General features: G+C 37.7%; 22 protein-coding genes and 1 pseudogene. 9 read left to right on the top strand and 14 right to left on the bottom strand.

Translation table 11 applies throughout. The features are described 5' to 3' along the window. Positions 1-118 precede the first annotated feature (118 nt). The 6 genes and pseudogenes from HNR69_RS03450 (at position 119) to HNR69_RS03425 (ending at position 7,549) form a co-directional block, all read left to right on the top strand. Positions 119-1,774, top strand: coding sequence for an ABC transporter substrate-binding protein (locus tag HNR69_RS03450; protein ID WP_075294380.1), 1,656 nt, complete (start codon positions 119-121; stop codon positions 1,772-1,774). A gap of 158 nt (positions 1,775-1,932) precedes the next feature. Further along, on the top strand, positions 1,933-3,570 hold the full coding sequence (locus HNR69_RS03445; RefSeq protein WP_136122244.1) for an ABC transporter substrate-binding protein: 1,638 nt from the start codon (positions 1,933-1,935) through the stop codon (positions 3,568-3,570). Between the two features lie 112 nt (positions 3,571-3,682). Then, a complete protein-coding gene (oppB, locus tag HNR69_RS03440) occupies positions 3,683-4,606 on the top strand; it encodes an oligopeptide ABC transporter permease OppB (protein WP_012341524.1) in 924 nt (307 codons plus the stop codon). 54 nt (positions 4,607-4,660) lie between these two features. Further along, positions 4,661-5,536: pseudogene (gene oppC / locus HNR69_RS03435) on the top strand (oligopeptide ABC transporter permease OppC). Positions 5,537-5,547: 11 nt separating this feature from the next. Then, positions 5,548-7,146, top strand: coding sequence for an ABC transporter ATP-binding protein (locus HNR69_RS03430; protein ID WP_075294383.1), 1,599 nt, complete (start codon positions 5,548-5,550; stop codon positions 7,144-7,146). Positions 7,147-7,405: 259 nt separating this feature from the next. Further along, complete coding sequence (locus tag HNR69_RS03425) at positions 7,406-7,549, top strand: hypothetical protein (protein ID WP_157665524.1); 144 nt, start codon at positions 7,406-7,408, stop codon at positions 7,547-7,549. Between the two features lie 5 nt (positions 7,550-7,554). Here HNR69_RS03425 and HNR69_RS03420 read toward each other — a convergent pair whose 3' ends face one another. The 3 genes from HNR69_RS03420 to zipA form a co-directional block, all read right to left on the bottom strand. Continuing rightward, positions 7,555-8,097, bottom strand: coding sequence for a hypothetical protein (locus tag HNR69_RS03420; protein ID WP_075294384.1), 543 nt, complete (start codon positions 8,095-8,097; stop codon positions 7,555-7,557). Between the two features lie 23 nt (positions 8,098-8,120). Further along, positions 8,121-9,791 (bottom strand): energy-dependent translational throttle protein EttA, encoded by a 1,671-nt coding sequence (gene ettA / locus HNR69_RS03415; protein ID WP_011608528.1) that lies wholly within the window; start codon positions 9,789-9,791, stop codon positions 8,121-8,123. 512 nt (positions 9,792-10,303) lie between these two features. After that, positions 10,304-11,311, bottom strand: a complete 1,008-nt coding sequence (zipA, locus tag HNR69_RS03410) for a cell division protein ZipA (RefSeq protein WP_075294385.1) — start codon at positions 11,309-11,311, stop codon at positions 10,304-10,306. 159 nt (positions 11,312-11,470) lie between these two features. Here zipA and cysZ point away from each other — a divergent pair, with 159 nt between their 5' ends. Both cysZ and cysK read left to right on the top strand, forming a co-directional pair. Further along, positions 11,471-12,244, top strand: coding sequence for a sulfate transporter CysZ (gene cysZ, locus HNR69_RS03405; RefSeq protein ID WP_075290504.1), 774 nt, complete (start codon positions 11,471-11,473; stop codon positions 12,242-12,244). Positions 12,245-12,361: 117 nt separating this feature from the next. Further along, the gene (gene cysK, locus HNR69_RS03400; RefSeq protein ID WP_011608525.1) at positions 12,362-13,312 is read left to right on the top strand and encodes a cysteine synthase A; all 951 of its coding nucleotides are present in this window, start codon (positions 12,362-12,364) and stop codon (positions 13,310-13,312) included. Between the two features lie 52 nt (positions 13,313-13,364). Here the strand turns inward: cysK and pgeF are convergent, their stop codons facing one another. Both pgeF and rluD read right to left on the bottom strand, forming a co-directional pair. Continuing rightward, on the bottom strand, positions 13,365-14,105 hold the full coding sequence (pgeF, locus tag HNR69_RS03395) for a peptidoglycan editing factor PgeF (RefSeq protein ID WP_075294386.1): 741 nt from the start codon (positions 14,103-14,105) through the stop codon (positions 13,365-13,367). A gap of 1 nt (position 14,106) precedes the next feature. Further along, positions 14,107-15,081, bottom strand: a complete 975-nt coding sequence (gene rluD / locus HNR69_RS03390; protein WP_075294387.1) for a 23S rRNA pseudouridine(1911/1915/1917) synthase RluD — start codon at positions 15,079-15,081, stop codon at positions 14,107-14,109. Between the two features lie 100 nt (positions 15,082-15,181). Between rluD and HNR69_RS03385 the strand changes: the two genes are divergently transcribed. Further along, entirely contained in the window at positions 15,182-15,970 is a 789-nt protein-coding gene (locus HNR69_RS03385) for an outer membrane protein assembly factor BamD (protein WP_075294388.1), read from the top strand. A 61-nt stretch (positions 15,971-16,031) separates the two neighbouring features. Here HNR69_RS03385 and pheA read toward each other — a convergent pair whose 3' ends face one another. The 9 genes from pheA to ftsW form a co-directional block, all read right to left on the bottom strand. Further along, on the bottom strand, positions 16,032-17,189 hold the full coding sequence (gene pheA / locus HNR69_RS03380; protein ID WP_075294389.1) for a prephenate dehydratase: 1,158 nt from the start codon (positions 17,187-17,189) through the stop codon (positions 16,032-16,034). A gap of 123 nt (positions 17,190-17,312) precedes the next feature. Next, on the bottom strand, positions 17,313-18,230 hold the full coding sequence (gene lpxC, locus HNR69_RS03375) for a UDP-3-O-acyl-N-acetylglucosamine deacetylase (protein WP_012341458.1): 918 nt from the start codon (positions 18,228-18,230) through the stop codon (positions 17,313-17,315). A 40-nt stretch (positions 18,231-18,270) separates the two neighbouring features. Beyond that, on the bottom strand, positions 18,271-19,485 hold the full coding sequence (gene ftsZ, locus HNR69_RS03370) for a cell division protein FtsZ (RefSeq protein ID WP_012341457.1): 1,215 nt from the start codon (positions 19,483-19,485) through the stop codon (positions 18,271-18,273). A gap of 86 nt (positions 19,486-19,571) precedes the next feature. Further along, positions 19,572-20,846 carry a cell division protein FtsA gene (gene ftsA / locus HNR69_RS03365; RefSeq protein WP_075294390.1) on the bottom strand — a complete coding sequence of 425 codons (1,275 nt, stop codon included), beginning with the start codon at positions 20,844-20,846 and terminating at the stop codon, positions 19,572-19,574. A gap of 30 nt (positions 20,847-20,876) precedes the next feature. Next, positions 20,877-21,650, bottom strand: a complete 774-nt coding sequence (locus tag HNR69_RS03360; RefSeq protein WP_075294391.1) for a cell division protein FtsQ/DivIB — start codon at positions 21,648-21,650, stop codon at positions 20,877-20,879. Next, a complete protein-coding gene (locus HNR69_RS03355) occupies positions 21,651-22,577 on the bottom strand; it encodes a D-alanine--D-alanine ligase (protein ID WP_075294392.1) in 927 nt (308 codons plus the stop codon). Positions 22,578-22,623: 46 nt separating this feature from the next. After that, positions 22,624-24,054, bottom strand: coding sequence for a UDP-N-acetylmuramate--L-alanine ligase (gene murC, locus HNR69_RS03350; protein ID WP_075294393.1), 1,431 nt, complete (start codon positions 24,052-24,054; stop codon positions 22,624-22,626). A 53-nt stretch (positions 24,055-24,107) separates the two neighbouring features. Continuing rightward, complete coding sequence (gene murG / locus HNR69_RS03345; protein WP_075294394.1) at positions 24,108-25,181, bottom strand: undecaprenyldiphospho-muramoylpentapeptide beta-N-acetylglucosaminyltransferase; 1,074 nt, start codon at positions 25,179-25,181, stop codon at positions 24,108-24,110. Positions 25,182-25,196: 15 nt separating this feature from the next. After that, positions 25,197-26,381, bottom strand: coding sequence for a putative lipid II flippase FtsW (gene ftsW, locus HNR69_RS03340; RefSeq protein ID WP_011608513.1), 1,185 nt, complete (start codon positions 26,379-26,381; stop codon positions 25,197-25,199). Between the last annotated feature and the right edge of the window lie 10 nt (positions 26,382-26,391).

Below are 26,391 nucleotides of genomic sequence, written 5' to 3'. Positions count from 1 at the left end.
GTAATTAGGTTGCTAATTAAAAATTACAAAAAATTTGTAAAAATACTTTACTTCATCGCATAAATATTTTACTAATGAAAATCTTATTATTTTAATCTTACTTAAAAGGATAAAATTTATGCAACACAATATATGGACAAAGTTAAAATATAAAAACTATAGAACCGCACTTTTAGGCTTATTTCTACTTGTCGGTTCTTCAGTCGCATTTTCGGCACAAGTTCCTCAAGGTACAAAATTGGCGGATAAACAGGAAATCAGTATTCAAATTACTGCTGAAGTTGCTACCCTTGATCCACAAAAAATAGAAGGATCGGGGGAAGGTTTAATAGCTGAACAATTATTTGAAGGATTGGTGAAAACCGATGAACTCGGTAATATTATTCCCGGTGCCGCTTATCGCTGGGATACCTCGTCTGACGGTAAAACCGTTACTTTTTATCTACGCCCAAATATTAAGTGGTCTAATGGTGATTCTCTTACCGCACATGATTTTGTCTATGCTTGGCGTCGTCTTGTTGATCCGAAAACCGCATCACCTTATGCAAGTTACCTTGGCTTCATGAAAATGAAAAATGTAGATGATATTATTGCTGGAAAGAAATCACCGGAATTTTTGGGAGTTACCGCATTAGATGATAATACACTACAACTCACCCTTGATGCACCCGTACCTTATGCTGTCCTTCTTACGCAGCATACTTCTCTTTATCCAGTAAATCGTGCTGTTGTTGAAAAATACGGTGATGATTGGACAAAACCGGAAAATTTTGTAGTAAACGGTGCTTATAAAATTTCACAACGGGTGTTAAATGAAAAAATCACTTTGGAACGTAATCCAGCCTATTGGGATAACGCCCATTCTGTTATTAATAAAGCTACTTTTTATATTTTAACGGAAAGTGCAGGGGGAGCTCGTTATCGTTCCGGCGAATTGGATATAGCTTATATTCCTCAATCACTTTATCATGATCCTAAATTTCGTGCTCAATACGATTCGCAAATCTATAGCTCTCGTAAATTAGGTACGTTTATGTATGAAATGAATATGACAAAACCGCCTTTTGATAATATTAAAGTACGTAAAGCATTAGATTTAGCCGTCGATCGCAACATTATTACAGAAAAAGTATTAGGCTTTGGACAAACACCTACTTTCCGTTTCACACCGTTCTATATTCATGCAGGAGAAAAAATCACCCAACCAGAATATGCTAATTGGACGCAAGCACAACGAAACGAAGAAGCTAAAAAGCTGTTACGTGAAGCCGGTTACAGTAAAGCAAATCCGTTGAAAAGCGAATTACTGTATAACACTAACGAAGGACTAAAAAATATTGCTATTGCGGTTACTTCTATGTGGAAGAAAAATTTAGACGGTCTGGTTGATATTTCGCTGAAAAATATGGAGTGGAAAACATTTTTAGATACAAAAAATCAGAAAAATTACCACTTGGCATTTGCAGCATGGTCTGCGGATTACAACGAAGCAAGCACGTTTTTGACATATTTTCTTTCCAATAGTTCGCAAAATAAAATCGGCTTTAAAAGCGAAAAGTTTGATCAATTAATTGAAGCATCTTACAACGAAAGTGATGAAAACAAACGAGCGGAAATTTATGCACAAGCTGAAGAAGAATTAGGCAAACATCATCCCTTTATCGCGATTTATCATTACGCCGGATTATTTATTAAAAATCCGAAATTAAAAGGTTATGAAGGGAAAAGACCGCAAGGTGGCTATTTACTCAGCGATCTTTACTTAGAGAAATGACCGCACTTTATTATGGTAAGAATTTAATTCATGTAACATTGCCCTCTAGAATAATTCACTCTAATTAGCTTACTATCTAACTAGTATGAATTATTTACAAAAGCAATCTTTTCATGTATTAATAGCAGAGCAAACAACAATCACAATGGAGAATAACAATGCACACAATATTAACCCGCACTCTTGTTGCCACAACCGTGGCATTAGGTTTTTCAATATCTGCTTTTGCAGCCAATGTTCCGGCTGGTACCGTGTTGGCTAAAAAGCAAGAAATTGTCATCAATAATGGAGCTGAACCTCAAAGTTTCGACCCTCATAAATCAGAAGGAATACCTGAAGCAGAGGTTGTTTTACAGGTTTTAGAAGGACTTATTACGGTGGATTCTGACGGTAATCCTCAGCCTGGTGTTGCCACTTCGTGGGAAAGTACGCCGGACTTTAAGCAATGGACATTTAAATTACGTCATGATTCAAAATGGTCTGACGGCACGCCTGTTACAGCCCATGATTTTGTCTTTGCATGGCAACGTCTTGTTGATCCGAAAACGGCTTCTCCTTATTCTTCTTATTTGACGTACATGCAAATTGAAAATGCACAAGATGTTATTGAAGGGAAGAAAAAAGTAGATTCTCTCGGTGTAAAAGCCGTTGACGATTATACTTTTGTGGTAACGTTAAGCAATTCAGTGCCTTATTTACCTGGTATGACCACACATCACTCTGTCTTACCTTTGCCTAAACATGTTGTAGAGAAATTCGGTGATGCTTGGGTCAAAGTAGAAAATTACGTAGGTAACGGTGCTTATAAATTGACGAAACACGTTATCAACGAAAAAATTGAATTTGTCCGCAATCCGCTTTATTGGAATGATAAAGAAACCGTGATTGATAAAGCGACATTCTTAGCGATTCAAAATCCAAGTACGGATGTGCAACGTTATCGTGCGGGAGAAGTGGAGATAACAGATCATGCCTTGCCACCGGAGCAGTTCCCAAAATTAAAAGCTGAAATGCCGGATCAAGTGTTTACTTCACGTACATTGGGTACTTATTTCTATGAGATCAATAATACGAAAGCACCATTTAATGATTTACGGGTACGTAAAGCACTGAATTTAGCGTTGGATCGTAATATCATTACAGATAAGGTATTAGGACAGGGGCAAATACCTACATACGTGTTTACACCGACCTATATTGCGGAAGGTGGTGCAATTCAGCAACCTGAATATACTAAATTATCAATGAAAGAGCGTAATCAGCAAGCCGTTCAATTATTGAAAGAAGCCGGTTTCAGTAAATCGAATCCATTGAAATTTACCATTTTATATAACACCAATGAAAACCATAAAAAAGTTGCTATTGCCGCGGCATCAATTTGGAAAAATAATACGGGTGGTTTAGTTGATGTTAAACTGGAAAATCAAGAATGGAAAACGTATATTGAAAGTCGTCACAACAAACAATTTGATATTGCACGTGCCGGTTGGTCGGCTGACTACAATCAGGCTACAACGTTTATCAATTATTTTCTCTCCAACTCAAGTAACAATTTAGCGTTTTACAAAAGCTCGGCCTACGACCAAGCGGTGAATGAGTCTTATCAATTCTCCGAGGCGACAGATCGTATGAAAGCTTATGCTAAAGCCGAAGCGATTTTGGCAGCGGATGCTCCTATCATACCGATATATAACTATGTTAACCCGCGTTTGGTGAAACCTTATGTTAAGGGCTATGAAGGTAAAGATCCTCAAGATATTATTTTATTGAGAAATCTTTATATTATTAAACATTAAACTTATTTATCCCGTCAAATTTCCCTAATTGATAACATTAGGTTAGGGGAATTTGACGATTTATTTTTAAATAACATTTACTTTTTCTCATTTAATCTGTTTGGAGTTCTTGATGTTGAAATTTATTGTAAAACGAATAATGGAAGCACTTCCAACATTGTTTATTTTAATTACATTTTCATTCTTTCTGATGCGATTGGCTCCGGGTAGTCCTTTTACTTCCGAACGGACTTATCCTCCAGAAGTCATGGCGAATATCGAAGCGAAATATCACTTAAATGAACCGCTCTTTAAACAATATTTGCTTTACTTGAAAAATCTCTCGCAAGGTGATTTCGGACCTTCTTTCAAATACAAAGATCAAAGCGTAAATAATTTAATCGCTTCTGCGTTTCCCGTGTCACTGAAATTGGGTATTGTCGCATTTATTTTCTCAGTCATTATCGGCTTAGTTGCAGGCACATTTGCCGCTCTCAAACAAAACAGTCGCTGGGATTATATTGTGATGGGGTTTGCGATGACGGGGGTGATCATGCCCAGCTTTGTTTTTGCACCGCTTTTAGTGTTATTTTTTGCCATTTGGTTAAAGTGGTTACCTGCCGGCGGTTGGAACGACGGTCAACTTTATTATATGGTTTTACCCGTTCTTTCTCTTACTATCGGTTACGTTGCCGGTATCGCGCGGATTACACGAGGTTCCATGATTGAAGTATTGCATTCCAATTTTATTCGTACAGCGAAAGCAAAAGGATTGCCATTGAAAAAAATTATTTTCAAACATGCTTTGCGTCCGGCTCTTCTTCCTGTTATCAGTTACCTAGCACCGGCATTTGTGGGAATTATTACCGGTTCAATGGTCATTGAAAGTGTATTCGGGTTGCCGGGATTGGGGCAGCTGTTTGTCAATGGAGCTTTAAACCGAGATTATTCTCTAGTACTTAGCCTCACCATATTAGTGGGGACGCTTACCATCTTTTTTAATGCATTAGTTGATATTCTATATGCGGTTATCGATCCGAAAATTCGCTATTCATAAGGAGATCTCATGTTGTCTAATCGTCAAAACCGCTCAAAATCGGAAGAAAATATCATGCAAAACGCTTGTGAGAGCGTCATTGAAGGACGCAGTTTATGGCAAAATGCACGCCGTCGTTTCTTTCGTAATAAAGCAGCAGTTGCCAGCTTGATTGTCATTTGTTGCATGTTGCTATTTATTACTTTCATACCAATGTTAATTCCTTTTAGCTATGATGACACTGATTAGAATATGATGAGTATCGCTCCTGATTTTGTTTCCGGGCATTATCTCGGGACAGATGCTTCCGGACGTGATTTATTGGTGCGTATTGCTATAGGTGGGCGAATTTCGCTGATGGTTGGCATTGCTGGTGCTTTTATCGCTGTGATGATCGGAACTATTTACGGTGCTATCTCAGGTTATGTGGGAGGAAAAGTAGATGTTGTCATGATGCGGACATTAGAAATTCTCAGTTCTTTTCCTTTTATGTTTTTCGTTATATTGTTGGTAACATTTTTCGGCCAGAATATTTTCTTAATTTTTGTTGCTATCGGTATGATTGCTTGGTTAAACCTTGCTCGAATTGTACGTGGGCAAACACTCAGTTTAAAAAACAAAGAATTTGTTGAGGCTGCTATTGTTTGTGGTGTTTCCCGTCGTCAAATTATTTGGAAACATATTATTCCGAATGTTTTGGGAATTGTCGTTGTTTATGCCTCGTTGGAAGTACCTTCGCTCATTTTATTTGAATCTTTTCTCAGTTTCTTAGGTTTAGGCACACAAGAACCGATGAGCAGTTGGGGAGCCTTACTGAGCGATGGAGCTGCACAAATGGAAACATCGCCTTGGTTGATTGCATTTCCTGCTTTTTTCCTTTGTCTGACATTATTTTGCTTTAACTTTATTGGTGACGGCTTGCGTGACGCCCTCGATCCAAAAGATAAATAGGAATGAATAGAATGAAATTACTTGATGTAAAAAATTTAAATGTTTATCTAAAAACAGATGAAGAAGTCGTACACGCCGTTCGTAATATTTCTTTTGAGGTAGAAAAAGGACAAACTCTCGCTATTGTAGGCGAATCAGGATCCGGTAAATCTGTAACTTCTATGGCAATTATGCAATTGTTGCCGCAAAAAATCATCAGTTACAGTGAAGACTCAAAAATCTTATTTGAAAACAAAGAAGTATTATCTTTATCAGAAAAAGAGTTGCGATTAATTCGTGGTGATCGTATGGCGATGATTTTTCAAGAACCCATGACTTCACTCAACCCTTATTTGCCGATTGGTGAACAAGTTGCGGAAGCGACTGCTATTCACCATCCGAAAATGAGTAAAGCGGAGGCTTATAAGCACGCATTGGATATGCTGAAAAAAGTGAAAATTCCCGAAGCGGAAAAGAAAATGGCATGTTATCCACACGAATTTTCAGGCGGTCAATTACAACGTATCATGATTGCGATGGCAATTATTAATAAACCGGATTTATTAATAGCGGACGAGCCGACGACCGCACTTGATGTCACAACGCAAGCGGAAATTCTTGATTTAATGCTTGAATTACAACGAGATATAGGAATGGCGATCATTTTGATCTCACACGATCTGCGTTTAGTTCGTCGTTACAGTGATTACGTTTGTGTGATGCAAAACGGTGAAATTGTGGAGCGAGGTAATACAGAACAAGTATTTAACCAACCTCATCATCCCTATACACAAGAATTACTGACGCCTATCCCTACGGATTTAAAACATCCGTTGGCTGAAAATGCACCTGTCCTCATCAATGGACAAAATATTCATATTGATTATGTGCTAAAACGCACATTGTTCGGTAAACCGAAAAATGTTTTCCATGCTGTTAAAGATATTTCTTTTGAGTTAAAAGTCGGTGAAACCCTCGGTATTGTTGGTGAGTCCGGTTCAGGTAAATCAACGTTGGGACGTGCTATTATGCAAATTCTTGATTATCAGGGGATATTACAATTTAACGGAAAAAATATCGCCACTTTATCGAAAGAAAAAGCTCAAGCATTGAAAAAAGACATGCAGATTGTTTTTCAAGATCCTTTCAATTCACTGTCTCCACGTTTAACAATTGGAGAAATTATTGCAGAAGGTCTTACTGTGCATTGCCCGCACATGAGTAAACAAGAGAGGCGACAAAAAGTCATGAATATGTTGGAGGAAGTTAATCTTTCTCCCTCTATGATTAATCGTTACCCTCATGAGTTTTCAGGCGGACAGCGACAACGCATTGCTATTGCCCGTGCGATTATTCTTGAACCGAAATTTGTTCTGCTGGACGAGCCGACTTCTGCACTCGATCGTTCAACACAAATTACCGTCATCGAATTACTCAATAAACTACAACGAAAATATGGCTTGAGCTATATTTTTATTAGTCATGACTTATCTGTAGTAAAAGCACTAAGCGATAATGTTATTGTGATGAGTAAAGGTGAGGTTGTCGAAACAGGTACAACCGAGCAGGTATTTACTCAACCTAAAAATGCTTATACACAACGTCTTATCACTGCTTCTAATTTGAGCTAAATACTTACCGCACTTTAATCCAATAAGTGCGGTTGTTTTCTTCAATATTTTTAGATCCGCAAACAGTTTTACAGAGTTTTATGACTAGGTTAGGTTTCCAATAAAACCAACACTTTTAGCAACAAACAGCACAGTACGACGAGCTGTTTGACTTTCTCAGATAAAAGCTCGGCAAAGTTCTTGTTCAACACATACGGTCGCTAATCTTTTTAGTGCCTTCGGGGCAACTCTTCTGTGCTGATTTCATCTAGAAAGCTTTATGTTGTCATTGTTAATTTTCAATGATTTTTCCGGTAAAAGTGAATATCCTATTGCTGATATTGAGCCTGCCATAATCACGCAACATAAAAGAACCGCACTTAAAGTGCGGTTACTTTATAGACAGTTTATAATGGGCTTCTGATAAAATTATTTGATCTCGTAAACAGTTACACCACATTCTCTATTAGAGCTAATAGGAGCCACTTCATAATCTTTTCCTGCTTCTGCAATAAAAGTAATGACATCACCGTTACACCCTTTAAATGTTGTAGTGGTGGTTATTCTATGTGTTGAGGTATAATATTCTCCCATATTCGTTACGTCATGAATACTGTTAGTAACTTTTACTTCTTTACCTGCCGGTATAACGAATTCTTTAAAGAAGATAGCCGAAAGTAGTTTTGAATGAGCAGAAGGATCTTTGCTAAGTTCAGTTTCAGGCATACCAATGCTTTCATTCCCTTTAACTCCAAGCATTGAACCAAAAGCCTGTCCCAAACCACCTCCAACGGTGATTTTTTCAGTCTTGCCATTAATTTCAATTTCCATTGATGAGGGACGACGATTTTGCCCATATAAACGGATACGTGCATCTTGTAAATTGTTATATGTCTTATTTTGTGTCGATAGCTCTGTTGAAACACAAGCAGATACAGCTAAAACTGATAATACGGTAATGATTTTTTTCATAATATTTCCCTTTATACAAAGAATTATTTTGCAATACGTTTATACTTAATACGATGTGGCTGAGTTGCTTCTGCACCGAAAGTTTTCTTCTTCCATTCTTCATAGTCGGTAAAGTTACCTTCGTAGAAAGTAACTTTACCTTCATCACCATAATCGAGAATGTGGGTAGCAATACGATCTAAGAACCAACGGTCATGGGATATAACCATGGCACAACCCGGAAATTCCAATATCGCATTTTCTAATGCACGTAACGTTTCTACATCTAGGTCATTGGTTGGTTCATCCAATAGTAATACGTTTCCGCCCACTTGTAGAAGTTTGGCTAAATGTAAACGCCCACGCTCACCACCGGATAATTCACCGACACGTTTTTGTTGATCAACGCCTTTGAAGTTGAAACGTCCAACGTAAGCACGGCTTGGGATTTCAAAATTACCGATTTTCATAATATCCAAGCCGCCGGAAACTTCTTCCCAAACCGTTTTTTTGTCATCCATCGCATCACGAAATTGATCAACCGATGCCATTACCACGGTTTCACCTAAAGTAATAGAGCCAGAATCTGCCTGTTCCTGTCCTGAAAGCATACGGAATAAAGTGGATTTCCCAGCACCATTTGCTCCGATAATCCCCACAATCGCCCCTTTTGGAATACTGAAAGAAAGATTATCAATTAAAGTGCGGTCGCCATAAGATTTGGTCAGATTCTGCACTTCAATAACTTTATCACCCAAACGTGGACCGGGTGGAATGAAGAGTTCGTTAGTTTCGTTGCGTTTTTGATATTCGCTTGAGTTAAGCTCTTCAAAGCGTGCCATGCGAGCTTTGCTTTTAGCTTGACGACCTTTAGGATTTTGCCGAACCCATTCCAATTCCTTTTCAATAGATTTTTGACGAGCGGACTCTGTAGCTTGCTCTTGAGCTAAACGTTTCTCTTTCTGTTCTAACCAAGAGGAGTAATTGCCTTCCCAAGGAATACCCTCTCCTCGGTCAAGCTCTAAAATCCAGCCTGCCACATTATCTAAGAAGTATCTATCATGGGTGATTGCCACAACGGTCCCCTCATAATCATGTAAGAAACGTTCTAGCCAAGCCACGGATTCCGCATCTAAGTGGTTAGTGGGTTCATCAAGTAACAACATATCCGGTTTTTCAAGTAATAGACGGCAAAGTGCTACACGACGACGCTCACCGCCTGATAGATGTTCTATCTTGGCATTCCAATCCGGTAAACGTAAGGCGTCTGCCGCACGTTCTAATTGATTTTCTAAATTATGTCCATCATGAGCTTGAATAATCGCCTCAAGATTTGCCTGTTCGGTTGCTAATTTATCAAAGTCTGCTTCAGGATCTGCATATAATGCGTAAACCTCATCTAAGCGAACTAACGCATTTTTTACCTCAGCGACAGCTTCCTCAATGGTCTCTCGAACGGTTTGTTGAGGTTCAAGCTTAGGTTCTTGTGGCAAATAACCAATTTTAATACCGGGTTGTGGGCGAGCTTCTCCCTCAATATCCTTATCAATTCCAGCCATAATACGTAATAAGGTAGATTTACCGGCACCATTTAAGCCAAGCACTCCGATTTTTGCACCGGGAAAGAAACTTAAAGAAATATCTTTTAAAATATGACGTTTCGGCGGAACTACTTTACCTACTCTGTGCATGGTATAAACAAATTGTGATGACATATATTCTCTCTATAATGTAAAAAGTGCGGTTATTTTACTTGAAATTATAGGATTTAGCGAATTGAACGTAGAAATTTAGCGAGTAAGGACCTAGTGCCATAGACATATAGGAAGAGAACAGTGTATCAGTCAAAGAAACGTTAAACTTCCAACTTTGTAATTAATTAAAAAAACCTCCCAAGAGGGAGGTCACAAAGCAGTTTTGCTATATTATGATTATTTTATTTAGGAACTTTATGAACATCAAGCAATCACTTGATGGTGCATATACTACAAAATTTTAGCCTACAAACTCAACCAACATTGAATACTTTATTGATATAAATCATATTTTATGGCAATAATTTAACTGAAATTCACACTTGTTTTGCGTCTTTCGTTGATTATAGCAAATTCATACAGCATTTTTGACGTAGTCTTCCCACATCCAAATAGTTTTCAGTATTTTTAAACAAAAGCCTATTGAAAGTTTAAAGCATAAAGTGCGGTCAATATTTCCCGAATTTTGCCACTCAAGAAACACGATCCAAATAATCCCTTTCAGCTTGTTCATCAAAAATTTCTTGTTGCTCTGTTACAACAACACCGTCTAAATCTTGAGCGATGGTTTTTGCCGCTCTAATCATCATTCGTAAATTGGCTGTAGCATTACCATAAGAAGGCAGTTGCATAAATAATGCAATTCCAACCGTGTAAAAATCTGCAATGTTTGTTAAATCAAACGTACCGGGCTGTTCAATATTTGCCACACTAAACAAAACAGGGCTTGTAATACTTAAGTCCACATGACGATGATAAATCTGTTTTTTACCAAAAATAAATCCTAGCTCATCAAGTGTTTTAGTCAATTGCAAACCGCTAAAACCTTGATTTTCAGAGGCAACCACATAAAGCATGATAAAAGAAGAATTACCTGATTTTGTTTTTTCAACAACCTTTTGGGATTCCGTGTTTGTCTGTGGTTCTACAAAAGATATGCTGCTTTCAGTAAACATATGCTCTTCTATATTGACCTTATCATCAGCTATTGATTGCCCTGAAATTTGAGCTAGCTCTTGGCGTAAATGTTGAGAAGATGAATTAATTCCCTCATCAAGATCAATTGATTTTTCCAGTTCTTCAATGCTCATGGAGGCGTAGTCGGTATGCTTCGGTGAGAACTGTTCTTGCATTACATAGTTAGACTCACTGTCAGGCAACCTAATTTTAATTTGATCAACAGATTGTACCGCACTTTGCTCACTATAATGATAAAGAGGTTGGTGAGAATTATGTGCTGATTCACTAGAAAAACAGTCATTATCAGTTTCAAGCAAATTACGTTGAAAATCCGACTGAGATTGATCAGCGGTTTGATATTGCTGATTTTCTTGTGGTTCACGGATACGTGCCTCTCGAGTAAAGTTTTTTGAATTTTCAAAATACTGCGATTTTTCGCGGCGATTAGACCATATGCCATGTGCAACTAAAATTATTAATGCGATTACACCTAAAATAATTAAAATAGCATTTAAATCCATTATCTTGTTCTCCTACTTAGCTTCATCGAACAGCAAATTTTTGCTAGCTTATCATATTTTACTTGTTGATTAATATGGAAAATACAGATTTTTTACCCTACTTGAATTCTGCGGTATTATGTCGTTTGATAAGTGTGTTTTTTCAATTAAGGAAAATTTATGTTAAAACTAACAGAGATAAAAAAAGCTTTTCATTACTTTATTATGGGTTGGGATTTGATTAGACAACGTGGTTTGCGTCGTTTTGTCGTTATGCCGATTTTGCTTAACATTCTTCTTTTATCGGGGCTGTTATGGTTATTTATAAACCGATTCAGTACTTGGCTCGAGAGCATGATCACGTTTATTCCCGATTGGCTTAGCTGGTTAAGTATGATTCTGCTCATCTTAGCTGTACTTATGTTGTTAAGCATTTTTTATTTTATGTTTACAACACTCTCTGGATTTATTGCCGCACCTTTTAATGCCTTGCTCGCTGAAAAAGTGGAAAAAATGTTAACGGGAGAAAGTCCGACTGAAGGAAGTGCGGTAGATTTTCTAAAAGATATTCCAAGAATGCTAAAACGAGAATTGCAAAAATTGACTTATAGCTTACCTCGAATTATTGCTCTATCTCTACTTAGTTTCATTCCATTTATTGGACAAAGCATTATTCCAATTTTAGCATTTTTGTTTACTGTATGGATGATGACTATTCAATATTGCGACTATCCTTTTGATAACCATAAAGTGCCTTTTCAACGTATGAAAACGGAACTTGGACAGAAACATACATTAACGTTAACTTTTGGTACTTTGGTGACTTTATGTACATTTATTCCGCTCATTAATTTGCTGATTATTCCTGTTGCTGTCTGTGGTGCAACAGCTATGTGGGTTGAACAATATCGTTATGCCGGTAAGAACGACATTAACAAACCTCATACGGATTAAAACCACGATTGTGAAATAGCGTTTAGTTATAAAATAGAATGTTTTGCTATTTTGAAATTCATAAAGCTATGATAAAAATACTGTAAAAATACGACTCACAACTCTTAGGAGAAAATAATGACAATTTATGCAGATAATTCCTATTCTATTGGTAACACACCATTAGTTCGTTTAAAAAACTTTGGTAATAACGGCAACATTATAGCGAAAATTGAAGGGAGAAACCCCAGCTTTAGCGTGAAATGCCGCATTGGTGCCAATATGGTATGGCAAGCAGAAAAAGATGGTATTTTAACCAAAGATAAAGAAATTATTGATGCAACTAGTGGTAATACAGGTATTGCTTTAGCTTATGTTGCTGCAGCACGTGGCTATAAAATCACGTTAACTATGCCGGAGACTATGAGTTCCGAACGTAAACGCTTATTGCGAGGTTTAGGGGTAAATTTAGTGTTGACTGAAGGTGTCAATGGTATGAAGGGGGCTATTGCTAAAGCGGAAGAAATTGTTGCTTCAAATCCAAATCACTATGTAATGCTAAAACAGTTTGAAAACCCTGCAAATCCAGCCATTCATCAACAAACAACAGGACCTGAAATTTGGTCAGGCACTGAAGGTAAAATTGATGTATTGGTAGCTGGTGTTGGTACTGGCGGAACAATTAGTGGAATTAGCCGTTACATTAAGCAAGATCAAGGCAAAAAAATTATTACCGTAGCCGTTGAACCTGAAGAATCACCAGTGATAACTCAAACGCTAGCAGGTGAAGAAACCAAACCGGGGCCACATAAAATTCAAGGTATTGGTGCGGGGTTCATTCCGAAAAACTTAGATTTATCTTTAGTAGATCAAGTAGAAAAAGTCAGTAGTGAAACAGCGATTATAACGGCTCGTCGTCTAATGGCAGAAGAAGGTATTCTCGGAGGGATCTCATCCGGTGCAGCACTCGCTGTAGCCGATCGAATTGCACAACGTCCGGAATTTTCCGATAAACTCATTGTTGTTATCTTACCTTCTGCATCAGAACGCTATTTAAGCACCGCCTTGTTTGACGGCTTCGAAGGATAATAACTATTCCCTGTTAAGCGGTTAGATACTCAATACAACTAACCGCTCTTTTTTACTTGGAAAACCAGATCAATGAAGCCAATCGACCTGTCTTACCATCACGACGATAAGAAAAGAACCGCTCTTTATCGCTATATGTACAATGTTCTCCGCCGTAAATTTCTGTAATTCCCAAAGCATTTAGACGCTGTTTGGCGATTTGATACAGATTACCCAGAAATTTATTTTCCTGTTCCCGATCCGGCGTAAAGGCATTTTTAGCTTGAGGATCTTTTGCTATAAATTGCTCAACAACCTCTTTACCGACCTGAAAAAACTTAGGGCCGATAGCAACACCTAGCCAAACTATAATATCTTCTTTGGGAACACGAAATTGCTTAACGGTTTCCTCTAAAATACCGTCGCATAATCCTCGCCAACCGGCATGAGCAGCAGCAACTTCATTGCCTTGTCTATTAGTAAAAAGTACCGGCAAACAATCTGCCGTCATCACCAAACAAACTTGGTTAGCTTGATCACTATAAACTGCATCTGCATTTAAATCCATGCCTTCTTGATAAGGAAGTCGCAGAACTTTTGTACTATGCGTTTGGTTAAGAAAAATAGGATCTTGCGGTAAGCCTAATTCTTTCACTAACAAAGTGCGGTTAATTTTAACCGCACTTTCATCATCACCGACATGATCACCCAAGTTTAAGCTGTCATAAGGTGCAACACTTATACCGCCTTGCCGAGTTGTCATTAGCCCTTGAACATTCGCTACTTGACCGAGATTCGCTTTTATTATTTGCATACTAATAATCTAATTCATCTTTATGTAATTGATAATCTGCTTTTAAGGCATTGATTAATGTTACAAAGTCATCAGGCAAAGGAGCCTCCCATTCCATTATTTCGCCTGTAATGGGATGAGTTAAGCGGAGCATAATTGCATGCAACGCTTGACGTTTAAAATCACGCATCACTTGCATAAATTCTTCACTTGCATTTTTCGGTGGACGAGGACGACCTCCATAAGTTTGATCGCCTAGTAAAGGATGGGAAATATGTGCCATATGCACTCGAATTTGATGAGTGCGTCCTGTTTCCAAACGAAGGCGTAAGCGAGTATAATTGCGGAAACGTTCCATTATACGATAATGAGTTACCGCCGGTTTTCCCAACGGATGAACCGCCATTTGGGTACGTTTTGTCGGATGTCTGGACATGGGTTGATCTACTTTTCCACCTTGTGTCATCACACCAAAAGCAACTGCTTCGTATTCACGTATAATTTTACGTTTTTGTAAATCCTGTACCAATTTTGTTTGTGCCGGAATTGTCTTTGCAACAACCATTAAACCCGTCGTATCTTTATCCAAACGATGAACTATGCCCGCTCTTGGCACTTCTACTATTTTTGGATAATGATACAACAGTGCATTTAATACAGTTCCTCTTTGATTCCCTGCACCGGGATGGACAACAAAATCTTTTGGTTTATTAATAACTAAAATATGCTCATCCTCATAAACAATATTGAGTGGTAAATTTTCAGGTTCAAACTTGCTTTCTTCTTCAATTTCCACACAAATTTCCACTAACTCACCACCGTAAACTTTTGTACGAGCAACATTAATAATTTCGCCATTAACTTTAACTAAATCACCCTCAATCCATGTTTTCAAACGAGAGCGGGAATAATCTGGGAACAATTCTGCTAACGTTTGGTCTAAGCGTTGTCCCATATGTTGGGGCTGAATATCGGCTGACAATATCACTTGTGTCATAATAAAAAATCCATCAGATAATTTGCTTATTTAGCAATGTGCTATAAAATAACGAATTATTGTAACATTTATTATTGATTGTAAAAATAAGGATTCACTCATGCATAAATTGAAATCTCTCGCTTTAGTCGCTTTTGCAAGCCTTGCTCTTGGTGCGTGTTCAAGCTCAGGTAAAGCTATTGAAGAAGGAACAGCACAAACTCTTTATGAAAAAGGACACACCTATCTACAAGACGCAGATTATAGCCAAGCAATTCGTTATTTAGACACGGCAAAAAAACGCTTCCCGGGAAGCCAATATAATGAACAAGTACAATTGGATCTAATTTATGCTTACTATAAATCTCAAGACTACACTAATGCTTTAGTAACAATTGATCGCTTTATTCAACAATACCCGCAAAGCTCGCATTTAGATTATGTCATTTATATAGCAGGTTTAAGCAATTCAGCATTAGGTGATAACTGGTTCCAAGACCTTTTTGGTGTAGATCGTGCGACACGTGAAAGTACGTCTATCAAAACTGCATTTGCTAACTTCCAAACGTTAGTTCAGCATTTCCCAAATAGCCCTTATGCGGCGGATGCTTTAGCACGCATGGCTTATATTAGAGCAAGCCTCGCTCGTCATGAATTGGAAATTGCTAAATTCTATGCAAAACGCAATGCTCATGTTGCTGTAGCAAATCGTGTAGTGGGTATGTTACAACAATACCCTGACACGAAAGCTACTCTTGATGCGTTGCCATTGATGAAAAATGCTTACGAAAAAATGGGGCTAACAAAATTGGCTCAACAAGCAGACAGCCTTATTCAAGCGAATCAAAATAAATCTTTTGAAAATGTAGCGAAACCTCAAGAACCTGAATTGCTTGCACCGAAAAAATAAATCAACGCCTAATCCCCTTTTTCAATAAAGGGGATTTTTTTGATTTAGACCGCACTTTTTATTAGACTTCGGCAGGTTTCACAATTTCACTTGGATAACAACCTAAGATTTTCAAGTAGTTACTGAATGCTTTTAGTTCAGTAAAAGCTTGCTGAGCGATAGGGTTATTAATATTAGCCTCAATTTCTAAATAAAACATCTCTTCCCATGGTTTACCATAAATTGGACGTGACTCTAACTTCGTCATATTGATGTTATATTTTTTGAAGACCAATAAAGCATCAACTAATGCCCCCGCTTTTTGTGCAGTACTCATTAATAATAATGTCTTTGTATGAATTTGCGGTGATACTGCAATCGGATTCTTAGCAAGAACAATAAATCTCGTAATATTGTTTTCTTGGTTTGCTATACCGGACTTTAATACTTTTAAACCATATAAATTCCCACCGTCTTCATTGCCTAAAGCTGCAATATTAGGTTTATTTAAGCTGGCAACAAGTTGCATTGCATGTGAGCTGCTTTCACAATATTCAATATGAACTCGCGCTAAAGTACGAATAAATTGGCTACATTGCTGAATAACTTGCGGATGACTATATAAAGTATCAATCTTATCTAAATCATCTTGAGCATTTACCAGAACACAATGTTTAATTGGATAAGCCAATTCACCTACTAAAGAAAGATCTGTATGCTGTAATAAATCATACACTTCATTAATCGCTCCTGAGGTTGTATTCTCCAACGGTACAATACCGTAATCTGCCTCTTCATTTTGCACGGAGGAAAATACCTCATCAAAAGAAGCACAACTTAGCTCAATTAGTTGCTCCTGATAACGAGTTGCATAATTTCTAGCGGCTAAATGAGAGTAGGAACCTCTTTTACCTAAAAAAGCAATATGAATATTCTTCTCTCTTTGCTCATTCAATTTCTTTTGCAAATATACTTGCTGAGTCAACACGGAATCTTCGATAATTTTTTGGAAAATCTGAGTAATATATTGTGGTTCCAATTGATAATTTTCATTTTCCGCAAATTGAACCAACTCTTTCAATAATTGCTGCTCACGTTCAACATCACGTAATGCTTTCTGCGAGATTTCTTTACTGCGTACGACATCAAATGCTAAACGATGACGCTCTGAGAGCAGCTTTAATAAACTGCGGTCAATTTGTGTAATTTGTTGACGAATTTCATTTAAATCTAATGACATATAAAATCCTACGATGAATTGAATATTTTTCCATACCAGCAAGTAATAGGTAAAAGCAAAAACTATAGCTATAAAAAAAGCTATACTTCGCTGGAAATATAGCTTTTATCTTACAACACTAATTTAGATAAAAACCTGTGCAGGAGAAACATAACCTTGCGGGATTTCTTCTTTATCTTCAAAGCTTACTAATTCCCACGCTTCTTGATTTTCAAGTAATGCTCTCAAAAGCTTATTATTCAATCCATGACCAGACTTATAGGCTTTAAAATCACCGATAATATTATAACCGCACATGTAAAGATCTCCAATCGCATCAAGCATTTTGTGGCGAACCAACTCATCTTTAAAGCGTAAACCGTCTTCATTTAAAATTCGATAATCATCTAAAACGATAGCGTTATCTAAACTTCCACCTAAAGCAAGACCTTGGGATTGTAAGTATTCAATATCTTTCATAAAACCGAAAGTTCTTGCACGACTAATTTGTTGTACAAAAGCTTGTGCAGAAAAATCCATCACATAATTACGTACATCTTTACCAATTGCAGGATGTTCAAAATCAATTGTGAAATCTAAACGGAAGCCATCATAAGGTTTAAATTCAGCCCATTTATCACCGTCTTCTATACGAATTGGCTTCTTAACACGAATAAATTTCTTCGCTACATTTTGTTCTTCAATACCAGCATCTAATAACAAATAAATAAATGGACTCGCACTTCCATCCATAATCGGAATTTCAGGCGCATCAACCTCAATAATAATATTATCAATACCTAATCCAGCTAAAGCAGCGTTCAAATGCTCAACCGTAGAGATCCGAACCCCATCCTCGTTGATTAAGCATGTACAAAGCATAGTATCACGTACCGCATTTGCATTTGCCGGAAAAGTAACCGGCGGGTTCATATCGGTTCGACAATATATTACGCCTGTATTTGGCATCGCAGGGCGTAAAGTTAATGTCACTTTATTCCCACTATGTAAGCCAACTCCGGTAACTTTTATACTTTGTTTTAATGTTCTTTGTTTAATCATCTTTCTTTAACCTTATTGCTAAACAACAAGATGAACTCTGTTAGTCACGAGAGAAACTTGTTGGGTCTACGGGTCTAAATGCTTTTAATCTCTCTGTAATCGGTGTATCTAAATCATGTCTAGGTTCTGGACGAATATGCTGCTGTTCAACAGGTTTTACGGGCTCATTCAGTGGAGATGTTGACATAATCTGAACATCTTGTCTTTCAATGTCCCCAATTCCTGTTGCAACAATAGTTACCCTAATTTCATCTGACATTTCAGGAACCAACGTTGTACCAACCACCACGGTAGCCTCTTCAGATGCAAATGAACGGATAGTCTCACCTACTGTTGAAAACTCATCTAAAGTTAAATCGAATCCCGCAGTAACATTAACTAAAACACCTCGTGCACCGGATAAATCAACATCTTCTAACAACGGACTGGCAACAGCCTCTTGTGCTGCTTTTTCTGCACGACCATCAGCTGCTGTGCCTTGAACAACACCGGAACCCATCATTGCACGACCCATCTCAGACATAACAGTACGCACATCAGCAAAGTCCACGTTAATTAGTCCCGGAGAAGTAATCATATCGGATATTCCAGTAACCGCATTACGCAATATATCATTTGCGGCAGCAAAAGCATTAATTAAACTGATATTTTTGCCAAGTACTTTTAATAATTTTTCATTAGGAATAATAATCAGGGAATCTACATGTTTAGATAATTCTTTGATTCCTAATTCGGCAAAATGCATACGCTTTTTACCTTCAAAAGAGAAAGGTTTTGTGACAACAGCAACCGTAAGAATACCTAGCTCTTTTGCAATTTGTGCAACAATAGGTGCTGCACCTGTTCCTGTTCCGCCACCCATGCCGGCTGCAATAAAAACCATATCTGCACCTTCTAACATAGCACGAATAGCATCCTGATCGTCCTCGGCTGCCTTACGTCCTACATTAGGATTAGCTCCCGCACCTAAGCCTTTTGTTGTTTCACCACCGATTTGAACTGTTTTTTGTACATTACTTTTACGCAAAGCCTGAGCATCAGTGTTCACAGCATAGAAAATAATTTTGCCATGATTATCATCTGACATTGGATAAGCCAATTCATCAACGCCAAGTAGCGTCCCGCCAATATCGTTTTGAATCATATTAGCCACCATATGGTTAACAGCATTACCGCCACCGCCACCAACACCAACCACCTTGATGAGTGCACCTCCGCTAATATCATCGTAATCGTAATCAACCGGTTCAATCATATTTCTTCTCCGTAAATGCTAATTCCCGACTTTAGCACAAAATTAAAACCTAAATTCTGTCTATTGTAGATTAAAAAATCAAATTTTCAAAACTCTGACCGCACTTTATTGACAACTTTCTTACAAATATTCCAAAATTTTTTGCCGACACCGTCAGTTTCTGTTTCACTTTCAGATAAAATATCCTCAAAATCATTATTATGATGATGTAATAAACCAACTACGGTTGAATATTGTGGTTTATTTACATAATCAGTTAAACCGGTAATATTAAGCGGGACACCAATCCTCACTTGAGAACCGAATACTTGCGTTGCACATTCTCTTAATCCTTCAATTTGAGCTCCGCCACCAGTAATAACAATTCCAGCAATAAGTTCAAATTTTATCTGTTTATTTTCTAATTGATATTTCAATTGATCCAATTCAGATTTAACTACACCAAGTAATTCCGCATACCTAGCAGAAGTAATAATTGAAAGTTGTTCTTTGCTGATGACTCGAGGTGCTCTCCCACCGATACTGGCAACTTCAATTTTTTTATCTAAAGGATCTAATGGAGGACTGACCGCACTTCCATAAGCAACTTTAATACTTTCCGCCTCTGTCCTAGAAGTCGCACAAGCATAAGCAATATCGTCAGTCACTCGATTACCCGCATAAGGAATAACTTTACTAAAGCGAATAAAACCATTGGTATAAACCACAATATCCATCGTACCGGCACCAAAATCAATTAAGCAAACACCTAATTCTTTTTCATCTTCAGTCAACACCGCTTGAGATGAAGCATATCCGGAATAAACAACTTTGTTCACTTTTAATTTACAACGTTCAACCGCTTTTTTCAGATTATTTAGCCAATCTTGATGACAAGCGATTAAATGTGCTTGAGCACTTAAACGCACACCTTGCAATCCTAGTGGATCTTTTATATTTACTTGCTTATCCACTGCAAATTCTTGGGGAATTATATGTAATAATGCCAGCCCATCTCCAATACGGACTGAACTCGCCGTATGCAACGCCGCTTCAACTTCCTCTTGAGTCACCTCTTCCTCAGCAATAGGCACAAATCCATTTTCATTCAAACTTTGAATATGCTCACCGGTAATAGCCAATGTCACACTAAATATCTGACTATCTGCAACCGCTTCGGTTGAATCAATTGCTCGTTGAATAGAAGTTACGACCGCATTTAAATCTGTAATGCTCCCCTTATCAATACCTTTAGAAGGACAGCTTCCGGCACCTAATACATTGACAACGCCATCGGGTAATAATTCCCCTACTACAGCAACAACTTTTGAGGTTCCTACTTCTAAACCTACAAATATCTTATCTTCTACAATTCTAGCCATTTTAGTCACTTCACATATTTAAAATTAAATTTAGTCAGAATCTACTACACCGATAGCAGCACCAACACCATATCTTAAATCAACATAAGATAACTTTTTATTTTCAGGTATTTCAATCTGTGGATAAATTGTGAAAAAACGATCCAATTTATCTTTCCATTCTCCACGTCCTAATTTTAATACAACATCGTTCTCTAACACAATTTGCCATGAACCACGCTCATTGATAGCAATTTTTTTTAACAACAAATTTTTTCTCTTTAAATCAAGATAAATTTTATTCCAAGCTTCCAGTACCTCAGCACTTTTATGATCAGGTCCTGACAAATGAGGTAATCCTTGTGTTTTTAATTTGCTAATTGGTAATTGAAATATTATTCCCTCTGATGACAAAAATTCTGTTTCATTCCAACGTGCAATGGGTAAATGCTCCGTTACCCAAATACTTAAGCGATTGGGCCAAATTTTACGTACTGCCACAGATTTAACCCAAGGTATCATTTCAATTTGCTGTTTAACCAAATCAATATCTTGTCCAAAAAAACCTTTTAACTCACCGCTGTCCGATATTCGAGACAAAACTTCACGAACATCATTGTCATCAGTAAAATTTGTTATACCTGCAATAGCAAATGAATTAATTGAGCTATCATCTAACTTTTCTAAAATCGACTGACGATTACTAACAATAAAAATCAGTATTGCAACCAATAACAACATAACAATAAATTTAATGTTGACAAATCGGTAGGACTTCCGTTTTGTCACTTTCAAATTTTCAGTTACTTTATGCGTTATTCTCATTTAAAGACTTAGCTCCAAAATTTTGACGACCAATTGCTCGAAAGAATAACCGACAGTTGCAGCTGATTTTGGAAATAAGCTATGACTTGTCATTCCCGGATTTGTATTGACTTCCACTAAGCGGAATTTACCCTCGCCGTCCAGCATGACATCAATACGGCTCCATCCCCTGCAACCCACGACATCATAAGCTTGTTTGACTAATTGACGAAGCTCTTGTTCACGCTCTTCCGTTAATCCTGAGGGGCAAAAATACTGCGTATTATCGGCAATATATTTTGCTTCATAATCATAAAATTCCCCTTGGGGTACAATTTTAATCGAAGGTAAAACTTCGTTACCTAATATCGGAACCGTTAATTCATCACCGGAAAGCCATTCTTCAATCAGTACGGTTTCATCATATTGAAGTGCAAATTCCACCGCACTTTTTAGATCATCAATAGCGTTAACTTTTGTCAATCCGACACTTGAACCTTCCAAAGAAGGTTTAACCATTAAAGGCAAGCCCAATTTTTCTACAACTACTTGCGGATTTAACTGCGAAAAACTAGTGCGAGTAACGACTTCCATATCTGCAACAGGTAACCCGAATGCTTTCCACAACATTTTAGTTCGCATTTTATCCATTGTTAAAGCAGATGCCATCACGCCACAACCCGTATAGGGTAAGCCTATTTGCTCTAATAATCCTTGTATCGTACCATCTTCACCGCCACGCCCATGTAAAATATTGAAAACTCGATCAAAGCCCTGTTCTTTCAACATAACAACCGGATATTCTTTTGGATCGATTGGGTGAGCATCAAAACCCTGATTACGTAACGCTGTTAAGACCGCATTTCCTGAGTTTAATGATACTTCACGTTCAGCTGAAGTCCCCCCTAATAAGACGGCGATTTTTTGTTGTTTCAATGGTTTAGTCATTTTATATCCTACTTCTTTTTTATTTTGCTCACTTTAAAGTACGTAACTATTCTTTACTCCAAGCTAACGCTAATTCACGAGAAAGTTTACTCACATTACCGGCACCTTGTGCCAAAATTAAATCACCATCTTGAATAACCTGATCAACAATTTCAGCTAATTGCTTATGATCGGAGACTAAAATCGGATCTACTTTACCTAAATTACGGATTGAACGACACAAAGAGCGACTATCAGCACCGGCGATAGCCTGTTCACCCGCCGCATAAACATCCAGCATAATTAACACATCAACTTGCGATAAAACCTGTACAAAATCATCAAATAAATCTCGGGTACGAGAATAACGATGAGGTTGGAAAATCATCACAATACGTTTATTCTCCCAACCTTGGCGAGCTGCCTGAATGGTTACGTTAACTTCAGTAGGGTGATGACCATAATCATCAACTAACATCACTTTCCCATTTGGACGAATAAATTGCCCTAATTGATCAAAACGACGACCAGCACCTTGAAACTCGGCAAGTGCGGTCAAAATAGCATCATTTTCGATCCCTTCTTCTTTAGCAACGGCTAATGCGGCAGTCGCATTTAAAGCATTATGTTTACCCGGCACATTTAACAACACATCAATACGCTCTCCATTCGGCGTTACAACCGTATAATGCCCCTGAAAACCTGTTTGTTGATAATCTTCTATGCGATAGTCCGCCTCATCACTGAACCCGTAAGTAACCACTTGGCGTCCCACTTGAGAGGATAATTCCATTAAAACGGGATCATCAGCACACATCACAGATAACCCATAAAACGGCAAATTACGCAAGAAATTCACATAAGTTTGTTTCATTTCTTCAAAATCGCCATGATAAGTTTCCATATGTTCAGGCTCAATATTGGTCACTACCGACACCATTGGCTGCAAATGTAAAAAGGACGCATCGCTTTCATCTGCTTCTGCAATTAAATAACGACTGCATCCTAAATACGCATTTGTTCCGGCAGACTTAACCAAACCACCGTTAACAAAAGTAGGATCTAAACCGGCTTGTGCATAAATCATTGCAACCATTGCTGTAGTAGTCGTTTTACCATGCGTTCCCGCAATAGCAATTCCGTGACGAAAACGCATAATTTCTGCCAGCATTTGTGCACGTTGAATAACCGGTATACGTTTTTCATGTGCTGTAATAACTTCAATGTTATCTCCCTTAATCGCACTGGAAACAACGACAACGCTAGCACCCTCAATATTTGCTGCATGATGAGAGAAAGAAATTTTAGCTCCCAAAGAAATTAAGCGACTGGTTACCGCATTTTCCGCAATATCTGAACCGGTTACTTGATAACCTTCATTTAATAACACTTCCGCTATTCCTCCCATACCGGCTCCGCCAATCCCAACAAAATGAATTTGTTTTACTCGACGCATTTCAGGTACAGTTTGTCTAATTCGTTGTCTAAATGCTTGCATTCATCATTCCTTTATTCATTTACATAGCAAAATGTTCTTTTCATTTTAATTGGCTAAGTTTTAACAGTATCCATTATAACTTCAGCAACACGTTGAGTGGATAACGGCGTCGACATATTTTTTGCTTTTTCCGCCATTTCCAATAATTTTTCTTTATCTACATTTTTTAATAATTGAGCTATTTTTTCCGCATCCAATTCATGTTGTTCAACAATATAGGCGGCTCCAACATCAGCTAAATATTTTGCATTTAAATATTGTTGTTTATCTTTATGTTGAAAGGGTACAAAAATAGCCGGTGTACCAACAGCTGCAAGTTCACAGACAGTCAATGCTCCGGAACGGCAGATGACGATATCCGCCCAAGCATAAGCCTGAGCTATATCATCAATAAATTCGGTAATTTGTACTGATTCTTGCGTAAGATTAACTTTATCATGATAAAGTGCGGTGACGTTTTCCACCGAACCTGATCCGACTTGGTGAACAATTTCCAGACGATTAGGCAATTGAGCTAATACTTCCGGTAATATTGTATTCAATATATGAGCCCCTTGACTTCCTCCAACCACTAAAACTTTGAGTGTCTCACAAGCAGTGTTAAAACGTTCTTGTGGCATAGGCACAGAAAAAAACGCCTCACGCACCGGATTACCAACGACTTCTGCGTTAGGAAATGTATTTGGAAATGCTTGTAATACCCGTGTCGCAATTTTAGCCAGCAATGAATTCGTTAAACCTAATACAGCATTTTGTTCATGCACAACTACAGGTATGTTACAAAGTTTTGCGGCAACTCCACCAGGTCCAGAGACATATCCTCCCATGCCGAGTACCACATCCGGTTGATATTTCTTTATGATTTTTCTCGCTTGTAGAACCGCTCTTAAAATGACAAAAGGTGCTTTCAATAAAGTTATTAATCCCTTGCCTCTTAAACCGGAAATCTGAATAAACTCAATTGGAATCCCGTGCTTTGGCACCAACTTTGCTTCCATACGGTCCCGAGTGCCTAACCAACAAATATCCCAATCTTGCTTTTGTAAATATTGTGCAACAGCAATAGCAGGGAAAACATGACCTCCGGTTCCGCCAGCCATAACCAATAATTTTTTTCTTTTTGACACGGTATTTTCCTTATTTTAATCATCTCTTAGTCGAGCACTTCCAACTCGAACAACTCTATTTTCGTAATCTATCCGCAACAAAATTGCAATACTGACTGACATAATCAGCAAGCTTGAACCGCCATAACTCACTAATGGAAAGGTTAATCCTTTGGTCGGTAACATGCCTAATGCCATACCGAGATTTACAAATCCTTGAAAAAATATCCAAAAACCTATACCAAAAGCCAAAAACCCTTTAAAGCGTTCTTCTAATAATAATGACTCTCTCCCTATTTTCATTACTCTAAAAACGAGTAACGCAAGTAAGAACACCACCACAATAATGCCTACAAGCCCAAATTCCTCACCGACAATCGCCATGACAAAATCGGTATGTGCCTCAGGCAAATATTCCAATTTTTGTACAGAGTTTCCCAATCCTTCGCCCCATAACTCACCTCGCCCAAAAGCCATTAAAGAGTTTGTTAATTGATAACCTGCTCCTAGAGGATCTTTAAAAGGCTCAAGAAAACCTGTAAAGCGTTTTAAACGATAAGAGGCAGATGCGACTAACCATAGGAATAAGAAAAAAGCGATTCCTCCCAACCCTACAAACTGCCAAAAATTTGCACCGACAATAAAAAGCAAGCCAAAAGTTATAACAAATAAAACAACCGCACTCCCTAAATCAGGCTGTAACAATAATAATCCACCCAATATAGCCATGACAAAAAATGGCTTAAATGCACTTAATTTTTTGCTACGTACATCATTATAACGGCGTGTGAAATAATCTGCCAAATAACACGTTAGTGCTAATTTGGCAAATTCAGCCGGTTGAAAATTAAATAGTTGTAACGGAATCCAACGCTTTGCACCGTTTGCATCTTTTCCGATTCCAGTAAGCACCAGCAATAATAAAATCACAGCAATCCAAAATAATATAACGTTATATTTTTGCCACATTCTCATTGGTATGAGAACAACAAACGCAAAAGCAATTAACGAGATAAAAATATATCCTATATCACGTTTTATAAAGTAAAAAGGTTCATTAAATAATCTTGTACTGATTGGAATAGATGCGGAAGATACACTAATTAATCCCAAGCACAATAGAATAATAAACAACCATAGCAATGCTCGATCATATAATGCTGTTGTTGGTGTAATACGCAACCAACGATCAATATGTTGTTTTACGTTATTTTGTCCCATTTTGTCTCTA

It is taken from the genome of Histophilus somni (assembly GCF_014202395.1).
Classification (GTDB): Bacteria; Pseudomonadota; Gammaproteobacteria; order Enterobacterales; family Pasteurellaceae; genus Histophilus; species Histophilus somni.
This window is presented reverse-complemented; position numbering and strand designations above follow the sequence as displayed.

Bases quoted from the DNA above. Each gene is read 5' to 3' on its own strand.
- HNR69_RS03450 (WP_075294380.1), top strand. From the start codon at position 119: ATGCAACACAATATATGGACAAAGTTAAAATATAAAAACTATAGAACC.
- HNR69_RS03360 (WP_075294391.1), bottom strand. From the start codon at position 21,650: ATGAGAATAACGCATAAAGTAACTGAAAATTTGAAAGTGACAAAACGG.
- HNR69_RS03445 (WP_136122244.1), top strand. From the start codon at position 1,933: ATGCACACAATATTAACCCGCACTCTTGTTGCCACAACCGTGGCATTA.
- HNR69_RS03355 (WP_075294392.1), bottom strand. From the start codon at position 22,577: ATGACTAAACCATTGAAACAACAAAAAATCGCCGTCTTATTAGGGGGG.
- ftsA (WP_075294390.1), bottom strand. From the start codon at position 20,846: ATGGCTAGAATTGTAGAAGATAAGATATTTGTAGGTTTAGAAGTAGGA.
- murC (WP_075294393.1), bottom strand. From the start codon at position 24,054: ATGCAAGCATTTAGACAACGAATTAGACAAACTGTACCTGAAATGCGT.
- pgeF (WP_075294386.1), bottom strand. From the start codon at position 14,105: ATGCAAATAATAAAAGCGAATCTCGGTCAAGTAGCGAATGTTCAAGGG.
- HNR69_RS03420 (WP_075294384.1), bottom strand. From the start codon at position 8,097: ATGAAAAAAATCATTACCGTATTATCAGTTTTAGCTGTATCTGCTTGT.
- zipA (WP_075294385.1), bottom strand. From the start codon at position 11,311: ATGGATTTAAATGCTATTTTAATTATTTTAGGTGTAATCGCATTAATA.
- cysZ (WP_075290504.1), top strand. From the start codon at position 11,471: ATGTTAAAACTAACAGAGATAAAAAAAGCTTTTCATTACTTTATTATG.
- cysK (WP_011608525.1), top strand. From the start codon at position 12,362: ATGACAATTTATGCAGATAATTCCTATTCTATTGGTAACACACCATTA.
- ftsW (WP_011608513.1), bottom strand. From the start codon at position 26,381: ATGGGACAAAATAACGTAAAACAACATATTGATCGTTGGTTGCGTATT.
- HNR69_RS03430 (WP_075294383.1), top strand. From the start codon at position 5,548: ATGAAATTACTTGATGTAAAAAATTTAAATGTTTATCTAAAAACAGAT.
- ftsZ (WP_012341457.1), bottom strand. From the start codon at position 19,485: ATGATTGAACCGGTTGATTACGATTACGATGATATTAGCGGAGGTGCA.
- HNR69_RS03425 (WP_157665524.1), top strand. From the start codon at position 7,406: ATGTTGTCATTGTTAATTTTCAATGATTTTTCCGGTAAAAGTGAATAT.
- pheA (WP_075294389.1), bottom strand. From the start codon at position 17,189: ATGTCATTAGATTTAAATGAAATTCGTCAACAAATTACACAAATTGAC.
- lpxC (WP_012341458.1), bottom strand. From the start codon at position 18,230: ATGATTAAACAAAGAACATTAAAACAAAGTATAAAAGTTACCGGAGTT.
- oppB (WP_012341524.1), top strand. From the start codon at position 3,683: ATGTTGAAATTTATTGTAAAACGAATAATGGAAGCACTTCCAACATTG.
- HNR69_RS03385 (WP_075294388.1), top strand. From the start codon at position 15,182: ATGCATAAATTGAAATCTCTCGCTTTAGTCGCTTTTGCAAGCCTTGCT.
- ettA (WP_011608528.1), bottom strand. From the start codon at position 9,791: ATGTCATCACAATTTGTTTATACCATGCACAGAGTAGGTAAAGTAGTT.
- rluD (WP_075294387.1), bottom strand. From the start codon at position 15,081: ATGACACAAGTGATATTGTCAGCCGATATTCAGCCCCAACATATGGGA.